This window comes from Streptomyces sp. NRRL S-378, from assembly GCF_000720645.1.
Classification (GTDB): Bacteria; Actinomycetota; Actinomycetes; order Streptomycetales; family Streptomycetaceae; genus Streptomyces.
This window is the reverse complement of record NZ_JOBX01000008.1, coordinates 111,664-125,779: the sequence shown is the minus strand read 5'-3', so window position 1 is coordinate 125,779 and position 14,116 is coordinate 111,664. Positions and strand designations below refer to the sequence as shown.

General features: G+C 71.5%; 9 protein-coding genes. 5 read left to right on the top strand and 4 right to left on the bottom strand.

What is annotated here, in order from left to right:
- Window positions 1-1,010 precede the first annotated feature (1,010 nt).
- Entirely contained in the window at window positions 1,011-1,223 is a 213-nt protein-coding gene (locus tag IH80_RS0107980) for a hypothetical protein (protein WP_030958835.1), read from the bottom strand.
- A gap of 41 nt (window positions 1,224-1,264) precedes the next feature.
- Window positions 1,265-2,641 (bottom strand): alpha/beta fold hydrolase, encoded by a 1,377-nt coding sequence (locus tag IH80_RS0107975; protein WP_051808932.1) that lies wholly within the window; start codon window positions 2,639-2,641, stop codon window positions 1,265-1,267.
- A 548-nt stretch (window positions 2,642-3,189) separates the two neighbouring features.
- On the opposite strand from IH80_RS0107975, the gene IH80_RS0107970 reads away from it, so the two are divergent.
- A complete protein-coding gene (locus IH80_RS0107970; protein ID WP_030958831.1) occupies window positions 3,190-4,050 on the top strand; it encodes an MBL fold metallo-hydrolase in 861 nt (286 codons plus the stop codon).
- 320 nt (window positions 4,051-4,370) lie between these two features.
- Window positions 4,371-7,106 carry a PKD domain-containing protein gene (locus tag IH80_RS0107965; RefSeq protein ID WP_030958830.1) on the top strand — a complete coding sequence of 912 codons (2,736 nt, stop codon included), beginning with the start codon at window positions 4,371-4,373 and terminating at the stop codon, window positions 7,104-7,106.
- Here the strand turns inward: IH80_RS0107965 and IH80_RS0107960 are convergent.
- Complete coding sequence (locus IH80_RS0107960; protein ID WP_030958829.1) at window positions 7,093-7,467, bottom strand: hypothetical protein; 375 nt, start codon at window positions 7,465-7,467, stop codon at window positions 7,093-7,095. The genes IH80_RS0107965 and IH80_RS0107960 overlap by 14 nt on opposite strands.
- Before the next feature lie 119 nt (window positions 7,468-7,586).
- Window positions 7,587-8,699 (bottom strand): mechanosensitive ion channel family protein, encoded by a 1,113-nt coding sequence (locus IH80_RS0107955; protein ID WP_037879160.1) that lies wholly within the window; start codon window positions 8,697-8,699, stop codon window positions 7,587-7,589.
- A gap of 420 nt (window positions 8,700-9,119) precedes the next feature.
- Here IH80_RS0107955 and IH80_RS0107950 point away from each other — a divergent pair, with 420 nt between their 5' ends.
- From IH80_RS0107950 to IH80_RS0107940, 3 genes are all read left to right on the top strand, one after another.
- Complete coding sequence (locus tag IH80_RS0107950) at window positions 9,120-10,286, top strand: S1 family peptidase (protein ID WP_030958825.1); 1,167 nt, start codon at window positions 9,120-9,122, stop codon at window positions 10,284-10,286.
- 527 nt (window positions 10,287-10,813) lie between these two features.
- On the top strand, window positions 10,814-12,079 hold the full coding sequence (locus IH80_RS0107945) for a family 16 glycosylhydrolase (protein ID WP_420708766.1): 1,266 nt from the start codon (window positions 10,814-10,816) through the stop codon (window positions 12,077-12,079).
- 111 nt (window positions 12,080-12,190) lie between these two features.
- Window positions 12,191-13,855, top strand: a complete 1,665-nt coding sequence (locus IH80_RS0107940; protein WP_030958822.1) for a glycoside hydrolase family 64 protein — start codon at window positions 12,191-12,193, stop codon at window positions 13,853-13,855.
- Window positions 13,856-14,116 lie beyond the last annotated feature (261 nt).

Sequence of the window (14,116 nt, the reverse complement as noted above, 5' to 3'; positions counted from 1 at the left end):
TGCCGGACGGACGTCACTGGGTGCGACGAGCGCACGGTGTCGTTGCGCCACCGGATGGTGTCAACCGGCGCAGAAAGGAAGCACGCAGGAGTGCGCAGGGGTAAATGTCCTTGTTCGCCTGCTCGGTGGGCACGCCCGGAGGGGTCGGGGTCCCGCGAATTCCCAGGCTCGCGAATCCGAATTGAAGGTTCCGGAATTTTCCGTCGGTTTCTCCACCGGCCGGTGGTCACATTTCTTGCCGTCGCCGCGAACACTGCCGGCGCACTGTTGCCGTGCTACGGCTTTCCTGTTGCCCGTCCTGTCGCAAAGGGCCTTGTTCCGTCGCGGCGCCGACCGGCGCAGGAACGCCGACCCGAGGGCCGCCCGGGGCGCGGCCAGCCGTGCGAGCTGCTCCGTCCAGGACGTTGAACGGTCAACAACTCCGCGCCGGTCGCCCGGCACGGACCGAAAACAACGACGGTGGTGCGCGTCGGCCGTTCAAGGAATTCATGCCTCATGAGGTCACCGATACGACAGGGGTTCACGGTGCCTCTTTCATCACCGGGGCCGGACCGCCGATGTCCCCGCGCCGGCCTTCGCATTCGGGCGTGGGGGGCGGAGGGGCACGCCGACGGGCCCCGGGCGCACGGTGGTGGGGCCGGGGCCCGCTGGTGGGGCCGGGGCCCGCTGGTGGGGCCGGGGCCCACCACCGTGCGCCGGGGGCCCGCTTCCGGGGGTCAGAATGGGCACGGGGAGTTCCATGACCGGTTGCGTAGCAGGGGGGACGTGTGTCGAGGTCGGTGCGACGGTGGGTGTGGGGTGGCTGGGCAGCGCTGGTGCTCGTCGGTGGAGTGGCGACCTGGTACCTCGAGGTGTCCGCGAACGCCCCGGCTGAGCCGACCCGTTGGGAGCGGCCTTCCGCACCCCCGCGGACGCCGGTCCCCTGCCCGAGTGGCGACTCGGCAGCGCCGGACAAGTGGCGCGACTGCACCTTCTGGCAGCGTAGTTGAGGCGGTCGCGAGCGGCCCGGGTCAGGTTGCCCAGGGCAGGCGTACGGCCTCGAGTTCGGGGTCGTTCAGCAGTGCTTCGATGAGGGCCGGCGGGCCGGCCACCTTGGAGGCCCACAGGTCGTAGTCGGTACGCAGGACCCATGAGCGGTCCTGCGCCCAGAGGTTGGAGGGGCTGAAGCCCGCCACCGGATTGCCGTAGAGGATCCCGGCATCGCCGAGGCGGCCGGCCTGCACGTGGAGCTCGTCGAGCCTGGAGCGCGCCGCGTTCCCGCCCGTCAGGAGAAGGGGGTCCTGTCCGCTCGGCAGACCGTGCCGGGGGGCGGGAGGGTGCCGTCGACGAAGTACCGGCTCTCGTACGCGCCGATGCAGCTGCTGCCGTTGTTGAACAGTGCGGTGTGCCCGTACCCGTCGTTGGTGAGCAGGCGGGCGTCAGCCAGCTCGGCGGCCATGGCCCGGGCGCCGGTGTAGGGGGTGGAGGGGTCGTACCGGGTCCCGATCACCAGGACGGGGCGGGCCGTGGGGGTGTTCCACGGGCCGTCGTACCCGGCGGCGGCCCGCGCCGGCCAGGTGGCACAGGGCTCCGCCGCCCACGTCCAGAAGCGTCCCGCGTCGCCCGACCGGCGGGCGCTGTCCTCCTCCAGGCGCCGGTACGCGGCGGGGTCGCGCGGGTTGGGGCTGTCGGCGCACCACACGGCGGCCGCCTGCTCGTCCCCCAGGTACGGGTTCGGCTCGGCGACCGGGGGCGGCGGGGGGTACACCGGGGGCTGGGGGGCCCGGCCCTGCGACAGCTCCTGGAGCCTGCCGGCGAGAGCGGTCCAGCCGGGGTCGACGATGTAGAGGGAGTTCACCGTGTCGGCGACCGTCCTCGCGTACGTCCACGGACCGATCGGGCGCTCCCGAAGCCGCTGCATCAGCCGGTCGAACTTCTCGCGGGTGGCCTCGGGGCTGCCCGCCGAGAAGGCGCAGCGGGCCTTCGGCGCCGATCCGCACAGGGTGAGGAACCGGTCCAGGGTGGCCGCGGCGGTGCGGTCCGAGCCCATGCGCAGGAGGGTCGTGGTGCGGGGATCGTCCTGCGCGGGGTCGCCGGTCCACGCCCGGGGGGCGATGTTGCTGTCGAGGACCATGGCGCGGACGCTGCCGGGGAAGAGGTTGGCGTAGGTGGCGCCGAGGATCGTGCCGTAGGAGACACCGAGGTAGTTCAGCTGCGGTTCACCGACCGCCCGGCGGAGCAGGTCGAGGTCCCGGGCGGTGTCGGCGGTCGACACGTGGCGCAGGAGGTCCGGGTCGCGCTTCTCGCAGAGCCGGCCGAGGTCCTCGTACGCGTCGGTCCAGGCCTTGCGCTCCGGCGCGCCCACCGGGAAGCCGGCGGGTGGGCGGGCCGCCCAGGCCTTGGCCTCGTCGGTGGTGTCGAAGCAGTTCACGGCCGTGCTGCTGCCGATCCCGCGGGGGTCCCAGCTGACGATGTCGAACCGTTCCCGCAGTTCCCTGGGGAAGGCGTCGTAGTTCTGCGGCACCTGTACGGTCCCGGGGCCTCCGGGACCTCCGGGATTCACGAACAGGGTGCCGATGCGCCGGGCGGGGTCGGCGGCCTGGCGGCGTACGACGGCCAGGTCGATGGTGCGCCCGGCGGGTGCGGCATGGTCGAGCGGCACCTTCGCCGTGGCACAAGCCCACGGGCTGCCGGGCCGGCAGGGACTCCAGTCCAGTCGCGGCACGGCCACCGAGGGTGACGGCGAGGGCGGTACGGGTGCCGTCGGCACGGGTGCAGCGGGTGCCGCGGGCGCAGCAGGCGGGGGCGCCGGCGCGGGTGCCGCGGGCGCAGCAGGCGCGGGCGCGGGCGCCGCGGGCGGGCCGCCTGCCGCGGCGGGGCCCGGCCCGGTGAGCAGTGCCGAGCAGGCCAGCGCCGCGGTGAGGACCGCCGCACGGCGTCGGCGGCCGGTGGTGGGACCTGGTGCGGACATGTTCCGCCCTCCTCCGTCACGGCGAGGGCTCGGTCCGGCGGTCGATGCCGCCGCATCGGTACGCACGCCTCTGTCACCACGAAACCGCGATCGGGCGGCACGCGCGAGCCGGGAACGGGCCCGTCTCCGGCCCGGTGTGCGCCGGTCGGGCCCGGTACGGGCCGTCGGGCCCGGTACAGGCCGTCGGGGCCGGCGACGGCCCGCCCCCCGGTGCACGCCGGCAGGAGTAGGTTGGAGGCGTGATCGACTTTCGCCGGGGTGCCCCGGTCACCGGCAGTCTCGACGTCGTCTGGCACGCGGGCCGGCCCTCCCCCGAGCACGACCCGGCCCCGGGGATCCAGGTCCACGCCTACTCCGAACACACGGTGATCCTGCGCCAGAACAAGTCCGTGCACTACGAGGCCCCCTTCCTCTTCCTCCTCTTCGGCAATGACCGGGCGCTGCTCCTCGACACGGGCGCGTCCGCCGACCCCGCCCGTTTCCCGCTGCGGGAAACGGTCGACCGGCTCGTCGCGGACTGGCTGGCACACCGTCCGACGCCCGAATACGGGCTGCTGGTCGCCCACACCCACGGGCACGGCGACCACATCGCGGCGGACGGACAGTTCACGGACCGGCCCCGGACCACGGTCGTGGGACCGGGGCTGGACGAGGTCACGGCAGCATTCGGTCTGACCGACTGGCCGCACCGCACCGGCGTCCTGGACCTGGGCGGCCGGATCCTCGACCTGATCCCCGGCCCCGGCCACCAGCGGGCCGCGGTGGTGTTCCACGACCGCCACACCGGCCTCCTGCTGACCGGTGACTCCCTCTATCCGGGGCGGCTCTACATCGAGGACCGGGCGGCCTACTCGGCAACGGTCGACCGGCTGCTGGACTTCTGCGGCACCCGGCCCGTTCAGCATGTCCTCGGCTGCCACGTCGAGATGACCACCACGCCGGGCGAGGACTACCCCCGGGGCACCACGTACCAGCCGGACGAGCCGCCGCTGCAGCTCACCGTGGGCCACCTGCGCACCCTGCGCAGGGCCCTCGACGAGACGGCGGGTCGCCACGGCGCTCACCCCTACGGGGAGTTCATCCTGGTCCACCGGGACTGATCGGCACCCTGTCGCCCGAGGCCCGCCGGGCAGACGGCCGGCCGGGCCCACCCGACCGGACAGCCGGACAGCCGGACAGCCGGCCTGCCGGCCTGCCGGCCTGCCGGCCTGCCGGGTCAACCGTGCGGACCGCACGGCGCATCGGCCGTTGAGCGCGTTCATTTCGAAGGTGACAACCGTCGCCCGAGAGTGGATCATGAGCAGCGTCTTTGTGGATTCTCGTGCGCCTGACGTCCTCTGGGGGAACCGGCCGTTCGGCGTGGCTCGGCGCCGCACCGGAACGAGGTCCACGCATCCCCTTCCCCGAAGGAATTCTGCTGGTGCGTCCCACTCGTGCGGCGGTCCTGCTCACCGCAGGCCTCGTCACCGTCCTCGGCATACCGGCGGTCTCCGCCGCCGAGGCCCCGCCCGACTTGTTCGTGAACAACGGCACGAACGCCAACTGCTCCGACACCGCCACCGGTGCCGGTACGAAGAACACCCCGTTCTGCTCGATCCAGGCGGCGGCCAAGGTCGTCGAACCGGGTCAGACGGTGCGGATCGCACCGGGTGCCTACGGCGGAGCCCTCACGATCAACCGGTCCGGAGCGCAGGGCCGGCCGATCACCTTCGTCACCGACACCTCCAACGCCGCCCACCGGGCAGTACTGGGCGATGCCTTGAGCATCGACGGCGCGTCCCACCTGGTCCTCCGCGGGATCGTCGGGCGCGACACCAAGATCGAGCGTTCCAGCGACGTCATCGTGGAAACGTCAGTTCTCGCACACGAGTTCGTGATCGGCGCGGGAAGCACGGACGTACGGATCAGCCGGAGTACCATCGCCTCCGGCCGGATCCAGGGCGGCGCCCAGCGCACGATCATCAGCCGTAACAAGAGCAACAGCAGCGCTTCCCTGCCCGCCATCAGCGTGGTGGACGCCTCCGATACGGCCATCGCGAACAACAGCATCACCAGCTATTGCGATGCGGGGATTTCGGTCAGCGGCGGTGCCACCGGAACCTCGGTGGTCAACAACGTGGTCTTCAGCGAGCGTGCCCAGCCCCGCTGCGAGACGCCCCTCGCACCGCGCCACGGTCTGCGGGTGGCGCAGAGCGCGGCGTCCGGCACCCGTGCCGACTACAACGTCGTCCATCAGCGGACCGAGGTCACGGACGCCGCCTACCACTGGGCGGGCACCGACCACAGGACTCCTTCGGAGTTCCGTGCTGCGACCGGCCAGGGTGCGCACGACTTCGTGAACCCGGCGGACTACGACGCCGCCGTCGTCGACTCTGCGGACGCGACGGCGCCGGGCGCACTGGCCTCCCTCGACATCGCCGGATTCGCCCCGATGGACGACCCCGGTGTGGCCAACACCGGCAAGGACGGCGGGTTCCTCGACCGTGGCGCCTACGAGTCCCACGACCAGCTGACCACGGCCACCGTGTCGGTCGACCAGCCGTGGGCGCCGATCGGCACCAAGGTCGAGGTGAAGGCCTCGTCGAACAGCCGCTGGCCCACCGGCATGACGTACAGCGTGGATTTCGGCGACGGGAGCGCCCCGGTCGTCACCCGGCAGGGCGGGGCCCCCGAGGCCGTCGCCTCGCACGTCTACGCCTCTCCGTGCGCGTGCGTGGTCAAGGTCACCGCGTCCAACGCCGCAGGTAAGAAGGTCCACGCCGAGCAGCCGGTCAAGGTGACGCCGGCCGGTGCGCTGACCGCGGCCTTCACCGCCGCGCAGGTGCTGCCCTCCTCGGACAGCCCGGCCGAGCGGATCTCGCCGCTGACCGTCCGCTTCGACCCGGCGGCGAGCGCGACGCCGTGGCCGCTGACGCGCGCCGACGTGGACTTCGGTGACGGCACCGTCAAGCAGGTGTCCGACCTGTCCCGGCTCACGCACACCTACCGGGCTCCCGGTGACTACAAGGTGACGCTCACCCTTCAGGACGCCCGGGGCACCACGTCCGTCTCCAGCCAGACGTTCAAGGCCGACTACGCGGCGTCCGGCTATGTCGCCACCGAGCCGTTCCGGTTCTACGACAGCCGCGATGACACCCCCGTGATGCCGGGCGGCGTCCCGCTGTGGATGGATCTGCCCATCGGGCTCAACAAGCCGGAGCACCCGCTCTCGGGCAGCATGTCCGCGGTCGTCCTGAACGTGACCGTCACCGACGCCACCCAGGACACCCACCTCACCGTCTGGCCCGACGGCCAGGACCGTCCCGCGACCTCGAACGTGAACGTCCGCGCGGGCGCTACCACTTCCAACACCGTCACCGTCCCCGTCGGCAACAGCAACGGCGCCCTGATGCAGCTCAACTCCGGCTGGGCGTCGATCATCGTGGACTTCGTCGGTTACTACCAGCCGAACATCGGGCAGCGGTTCAGTCCGCTCGCCCCGGCCCGGCTGCTCGACACCCGCGCCACCGGCGGGGCGCTGCCCGGCGGCAAGCCCCGTACCGTCAAGGTCGCCGGGGTGAACGGCATCCCCGCCGACGCCACCGCCGTCGCCCTCAACCTGACCGCGACCGGCTCGACGGAGAACGCTCACGTCATCGCCTATCCGGACCCGGCCCGGCGGCCCGCGACATCGAACCTGAACGTGGAACCGGGCAAGGACAGGTCGAACCAGGCGATCGTGCCGGTCGGCCCGGACGGAACGATCACGCTGTTCACCAACTCCGGTTCCACGCACCTGGTGCTGGATGCCGTGGGCCACTACGGCAAGGGCGGCACGTCCCTGTTCAAGCCGGTGGTCCCGAAGCGGCTCGGCGACACCCGCACCACGGGCAAGCTGGCCCCGGGCGCCACGACGACGGTCTCCGGCCTGCCGGCGAACGCGGTGGGCGCGGTACTGAACATCACCGCGACCGAGACCACGGGCCCGGGCTTCCTGACGGCGTACGCCTTCGGCGGCACGCTCCCCGCGGCCAGCAGCCTCAACACCCTTCCCGGCATCACTGTCCCCAACCACGTGACCACCCCGGTCGGTGCGGGCAAGGTCAGCGTGTTCAACAGCTGGGGCGGCAGCAACCACGTGATCAGCGATCTCCTCGGCTACTTCACGAACCCGTAGCCCCTACCGCCACCCGCAGGACGTTCCACGGCTCCGGCCCCGCACACGACGTGCGGGGCCGGAGCCGTCTTTCAGGGCCGGACGTCGAACAGCGGGCCGGTTCCGGAGCCGGACCATGACCTTGTGCGGGGTACGCCTTCGGGTGGGTGATCCGGTCCCACTTCTCGCGCGCTTCGGTGCAGGCGAAACGGTGGTCGACGAGGACCGCGTCCGGGCCGCAGTGGCCGGCGAGGTCGACCATCGCCCGGCAACGGGTCTCCTCGACCCGGCGGGCGGCGTTCCGCCGGATGGCCTCCCTGGCCAGGTGGAGCGCCGCCCCGACGAGGGCGAGCAATAGCGGGAACAGGACCTCCGGTGCCATGCGGTCTCCTTGCGCGCCGGACGCTGCCGTTGCAGTGTCCTGCCCCTTCAGGGGGGCGCGGAGGCCCTTTCCCTGACATGGCTCGGTGTGGAGACTTCACGAAGACCGGGGGCGGTGGCTCAGCGGTCGCTGTCCGTGAGGATCGACGGTGACGTCGTGCGCTGGTGCGGGACGGGCGCGGGGGAGGCGGGCGAGGCCGGGAGTTCGTCCCGCTGGAGGGCGATGGTGTGGGTCGGGGCCGGGATCGAGATGCCTTCGGCGCGGAAGCGCCGGTGCAGGCGCTTGATGAACTCGTGCTTGATCCGGTACTGGTCGCTGAACTCGCCGACGCCCAGGATGACGGTGAAGTTGATCCGGGAGTCCGCGAAGGTGTGGAAGCGGACGGCTCCCTCGTGGTCGGGGACCGCGCCGTTGACGTCGGCCATCACCTGGTCCACGACCTCCAGGGTCACCCGCTCGACGTGCTCCAGGTCGCTCTCGTACCCCACTCCCACCTGGACGAGGATCGAGAACTGCTGTTCCGGCTGGGTGAAGTTGGTCATGTTCGTGCGTGCGAGACGCGCGTTGGGGATGATGACCAGGTTGTTCGACAGGTTGCGCACCACGGTGTTGCGCCAGTTGATGTCGACGACGTACCCCTCCTCGCCGCTGGTGAGCCGGATGTAGTCACCGGGCTGCACGGTCTTCGACGCGAGGATGTGGACCCCGGCGAAGAGGTTGGCGAGGGTGTCCTGGAGTGCCAGGGCCACCGCCAGACCGCCCACTCCGAGGGCGGTGACCAGGGGTGCGATGGACACACCGAGGGTCTCCAGGGCGACCAGGACGCCCATCACCAGGACCACGATCCGCGTGATGTTGACGAAGATGGACGCCGAGGCGGCCACCCCGGTGCGCGTTCCCGCCATCGACTGGACGAGGCCGGCGACGACCCGCGCCGTGCTGAGCGTGGCGATGAGGATGAGCAGCGCGGTCAGGGACTGGTTCACGAAGCCCGAGACCCGGGCGGTGAGCGGCAGGGTGCCGGCGGCCACCGCGGCGCCCGCGATCAGCGCGGCGCCCGGGGCGATCGTGCGCAGCGCGTCGACGATGATGTCGTCGCCCCGCCAGCGGGTGCGCTCAGCGTGCCGGGCCAGCCACCGCAGGAGCGTGCGCAGCAGCAGCCCGGCCGCGGCGCCCGCCGCCAGGGCGATACCCGCGACCAGCCAGTCGTGCAGGACGAGGTCCCGGTTCAACGGTCCCCCTCCCCTGCGCGTCGTCGGCCCGTGGGGGTGACGGCGCGTTCCGCCGGCCGTCGTATGAGGTGTGTCGTCACCTTGTCACCTGTCAGTTCGTCGTGCTGTAGGCCGCGTTCGGGCGTGTGGACGCATCCGGAACGGGTTGCCATCCTGCCCCATGGTGGGGTGACTCACGGCAGGCGGGGCGGTGACCACCGTCGCACGGCAGCTCACCCCGTCCCGGACGATCCCACCCTCAGCGGCAACCCAGCCGTCCCTCGGTCTCCTGAACGCGGTGTGCGGCAAGGCCACGCGCGGGGCCCCGCCGCGACGGAACCGGAACTTGGTATGGACCTGACAAATTGGCTCGGCTAGCGTAGCGCCCGACACTCCGTGAGAGCGCTCTCAAGCTCTCAATCCCCCACACCAGGAGGTCTCGTGAAACACACCACCCCCTTACGCGCCGCCGTCGCCGCCCTGCTCCTGACCGTCGGCCTGGGCGCCGCCCACGGTGGCGTGGCGAGCGCGCGCCCGCTTCCGGAGCCCGCGACAGCATCGTCCGCCGCAGCGCCGTCAGCCTCGGCCGGACTGCTCGACGCGATGCGCCGGGACCTCGGGCTCACCGCTTCCCAGGCCGAGGAACGGCTGAGCGCAGAAAAGGCCGCCGCGGCCGTGGAGAAGACCGCACGGCAGGCCGCGGGTGACGCGTACGGCGGCTCGTGGTACGACCCTTCCACCGGCCGGCTCGTCGTCGCGGTGACCGACCGCGCGAAGGAGTCCGCGGCGCGGGCACTGGGCGCCGACACCCGCCTCGTCCGGCACAGCGCGGCCGCGCTGGACCGCGCCAAAGCGCGCCTGGACACGCTGCGCGCCCCCACCGGGGTGGCCGGCTGGCACGTCGACCCGCGGACCAACAGCGTCGTCGTCACGGTCGTACGTACCGAGCGGGAAGCCCCCGCCGTACGGGCGTTCGTCGACCTGGCCAGGGCCGGGGGCCCCGTCACCGTCACCGAGACGGCGCAGGCGCCCCGTACGTACGCGGCGGGCACCGTCGGCGGCGACCCGTACTACACCGGCAACGTCCGCTGTTCGATCGGCTTCTCCGTGTACGGCGGCTTCGTGACGGCTGGGCACTGCGGGCAGGCGGGGGCCGCCGTGCGCGGCTGGGACGGGTCCGCGATGGGCACCTTCCAGGGGTCCTCGTTCCCCGGCAACGACTACGCGTACGTCGGCATCCACAGCGGCTGGTGGACCGTACCGGTGGTGCTCGGCTGGGGCACCATCCCGGACCAGCTGGTACGCGGCTCCGCCGAGGCGCCCGTGGGCGCCTCGATCTGCCGGTCGGGGTCCACGACGCACTGGCACTGCGGCACCGTCCTCGCCAGGAACGAGACCGTCAACTACAGCCAGGGCGCCGTCCACCAGATGACGAAGACCAGCGTCTGCGCCGAGGGAGGCGACTCCGGCGGCTCGTTCCTCAGCGGGGACCAGGCCCAGGGCGTCACCTCCGGTGGCTGGGGCAACTGCTCGTCCGGCGGCCAGACCTGGTTCCAGCCGATCAACGAAATCCTCGGCCGCTACGGCCTGACGCTGCACACCGCCTGACCCCGCACACGCCTGAGGTCGGCGCGGCGGCAGGTCCTTCCGGGCGCGAGCACCCGGAAGGACCTGTCGCCCGGCTTCCCGTACGGGGCCGGCGGCGCTGCTCGTCGACGTGTCCGTGGTGTCGCGGACCGACGCCGGCGCACCGGTCGACGGGCTGCGCGGCGCCGGACACCCACACATGAACGAGAACCGTCCGCCGGGGCTGGGTTCGTGGCCGGGAGCACGCGGTCCGGATGCCGCGCGGAGTACCCGCGGCGGACGTCCGGCCGACGATCACGTGAGGCTCCGATGCACACCTCTCCGCATCAAGCCAGGCTTAAGAGATCGTTAAGCCGAGGGCCACGATAGAAAACCGCAGCTCAGAGGCGTGCCAAGAATGACGTCTGACGTTGCCATGACGGTTACTCCTCCGTAAGACTCGCTGTCCGGGGCGGCATTGCGTCACGAGTGAGAGCGCTCTCATACCCCCTGTCGCTCTTGACGACTCGCCGGCCCGGCCCCCTCCTCCCCCACCCAGACAAGGAACCATGCCCATGGCTGCTGCCCATCGCGCACGTCGCCGCTCTCTCGGCGGAGTGGTGCTCCTCGTGACCACCGCCCTGGTCGCGGCGGTGCTCATGTCCTTCACCCGCTCGGTCGCCCCGCACGCCGGTGCCGCAGTTGTCGCGCAGACCTGGTCCGACGAGTTCGACGGTGCGGCCGGCCGCGCTCCTGACGCCGCCAAGTGGACGCTCGAGACCGGCGGTTCGGGCTTCGGCAACCACGAGCTGCAGTACTACACCAACAGCACCTCGAACGCCGCGCTCGACGGCCAGGGCAACCTCGTCATCACCGCGCGGAAGAACACCGACGCCGGCCTCGGCTGCTGGTACGGGCAGTGCCAGTACACCTCGGCCAGGCTGAACACCGCCAAAACCTTCACCCAGGCGTACGGCCGCTTCGAGGCCCGCATCAAAATCCCGCGCGGCCAGGGCATCTGGCCCGCCTTCTGGATGCTCGGCAACGACCTCGGCAGCGTGGGCTGGCCCAACAGCGGTGAGATCGACATCATGGAGAACATCGGCCGCGAACCCAACACCGTGCACGGTACGGTGCACGGCCCCGGCTACTCCGGAGCGGGCGGCCTCGGCGCCGCCTACAGCCTGCCCGGCGGCCGCGCCTTCGCCGACGACTTCCACGTGTTCGCCGTCGACTGGAGCCCGAACTCCCTCGTCTGGTCGGTGGACGGCACCACGTACAAGACCCTCACCCCGGCCGACACCGGCGGCAACAAGTGGGTCTTCGACCACCCGTTCTTCATCATCCTCAACCTGGCGGTCGGTGGGGACTGGCCCGGCAGCCCGGACGCCTCCACGTCCTTCCCGCAGACGATGACCGTCGACTATGTCCGCGCCTCCTCCGCCAGCGCCCCCGCCGCACGCCCGATCCGTGGCATCGGCGGCATGTGCGTCGACGTCGCCGGCGGCTCCGACGCCGACCGCACCCCCATCCAGCTGCACGACTGCACCGGCAGCGCGGCCCAGCAGTGGACCATCGGGGGCGACGGCACCGTCCGCGCCCTCGGCAAGTGCCTGGACGTCGCGGCCGGCTCCACCGCCGACGGCGCCGTCGTCCAGCTCTACACCTGCAACGGCACCAACGCCCAGAAGTGGACGTACACCGCCGCTCGTGACCTCACCAACACAGGTGCGGGCAAGTGCCTGGATGCCAAGGGCAACTCCTCCGCCGACGGCACCCGGTTGCAGACCTGGACCTGCACCGGTGCCGCCAACCAGAAGTGGACGGTCGGCTGACCCACCGGCCCCGCCGCCCTCCCTTCTCCCCCCGTCCCTGCGTCCGACCGCTCCCCCGCCCGACCTCACGAAGAACGGACCCCCACCGTGACGGCTCGCCACCAACGAACCATGCCCCGTAGAAAACTCCTCGCCGTGACAGCGGGCCTGGCCCTGGCCGTGCCCACCGCGGCAGCCTGGCTCGAGATGAGCGCCAACGCCTCCACCACCGCCACGCTCCCGCTGGACCTGGTGAACACCACCGGCAACGACACGGTGTACGCCTATGTGCTCGGCCGTGACCCCGCGGCCGGCGGCACCTGGGCCTTCATCCAGGCCAACGGCTCCAGCCTGTACCACCCGCCGGCTCCGGCCAACGACCAGACCCCGCTCGGGGTCGACTGTGCCATCCCGCTCAACGCGTCCGGCGCCGGGGCGCGGAGGGTGACGCTGCCGCGCCTGGACAGCGGCCGTATCTACTTCTCCGTCGGCACGAAGCTCACCTTCCTGGTGAACCGCGGCGGCGGTCTGGCCCTGCCATCGGTGAGCAACCCTTCCGACCCCAACGCGAACGTCGCTCACGACTTCTGCGAATTCACCTTCAACCGCGACCAGTTGTACGCCAACATCACGTTCGTCGACATGGTCTCGCTGCCGATCGCCTTCCAACTGGAGACCGGGCAGGGCACCCAGACGGTGCGCGGGCTGCCCGCCGACGGACTGTCCCGGGTCGCCGCCGCGCTGCGGGCCCAGTCCGCCGCCGACGGCAGCGACTGGAGCCGGCTGATCGTCACCGCGGGCGGCCGCGACGTGCGCGTACTCAGCCCCAACCTGGCAATCCGCGGCAACAGCGCCTTGTTCCGTGGATACTTCGACGGCTACGTGGACGAGGTGTGGAACACGTACCACTCCACCGACCTGCGCATCGACACCCAGTTCACCTGGGGAACCGTCACCGGCCGGGTGAACGGCGACGCCCTCGTCTTCCCCGGAGTCGGCAGCTTCGCCAAGCCGTCCACCCTTTCGATCTTCTCCTGCAGCGACGCGCCCTTCACCACGGGCAACGACCTGATGGGCAATCTCAGCGCACGGCTCGCCGCCGCCTTCAACCGCACCACCCTGCTGGACAACCCCCACCAGCCGACCGCCGAGAAGCCCGCCGCCTTCTACACCCGGCCGCGCACCAACCACTACGCCCGCATCCTGCACAACACCACCCCCGACCATCTCGGGTACGCCTTCCCGTACGACGACGTTCACCCGGCCGGAGTCGACTTCGAGGGCAAGGTGCAGTCCGGCACCCCCGGCCGCTGGACCATCACGGTCGGCGGTCTGGCCGGCGGGGGCACGCCAGCCCCCACGCCGACCGCCACCGCCCCGGGCGGCGGGGTCAGCGCCTTCACCACCATCCAGGCCGAGGCATTCAACGCCCAGTCCGGAGCACAGGTCGAGGCCTGCTCCGACGGCGGCGGCGGATCCGCCGTCGGCCATCTGTCCAACGGCGACTGGCTCAAGTTCTCGGCCGTGGCCTTCGGCTCCACCGGCGCCACCCGCTTCGACGCCCGAGTCGCTTCCGGGGCCGCCGGTGGCGTCAGCGGTCTGGTCCAGGTCCGCCTCGGCAGCCCCACAGCCACCCCGGTCGGCGGCTTCGCCGTCGCCAACACCGGCGGCTGGCAGGCCTGGCGCACCGTCCCCGCCGACATCCGCCGCACCAACGGAACCCACGACGTCTATCTGACCTTCGACAGCGGCCAGTCCTCCGACTTCGTCAACGTCAACTGGTTCTCCTTCGCATAACGCCTGTTGTGGAAGTGGCGTCGTCAGTCGCCGTTGAAGACGAGATACCGGTGAGCCTTGCGCTCGACTTGAGCAGTCAGAGCAAGGGCCTTGTGCACCGCCTCGTCTTCTTCGGCGGCTGAGCTGTCCGCCCAGGGCCGGAGTCCGGGGATGAGGCTTCCGGTCAGTACCTGGCGCCACCACTGGGATCCCGCTCCTGTCAACTTGACCAGGCCGGATGTCTGGGCGTGCGGCGGCTGACAGGGCTGCCGCAGCCCGCCG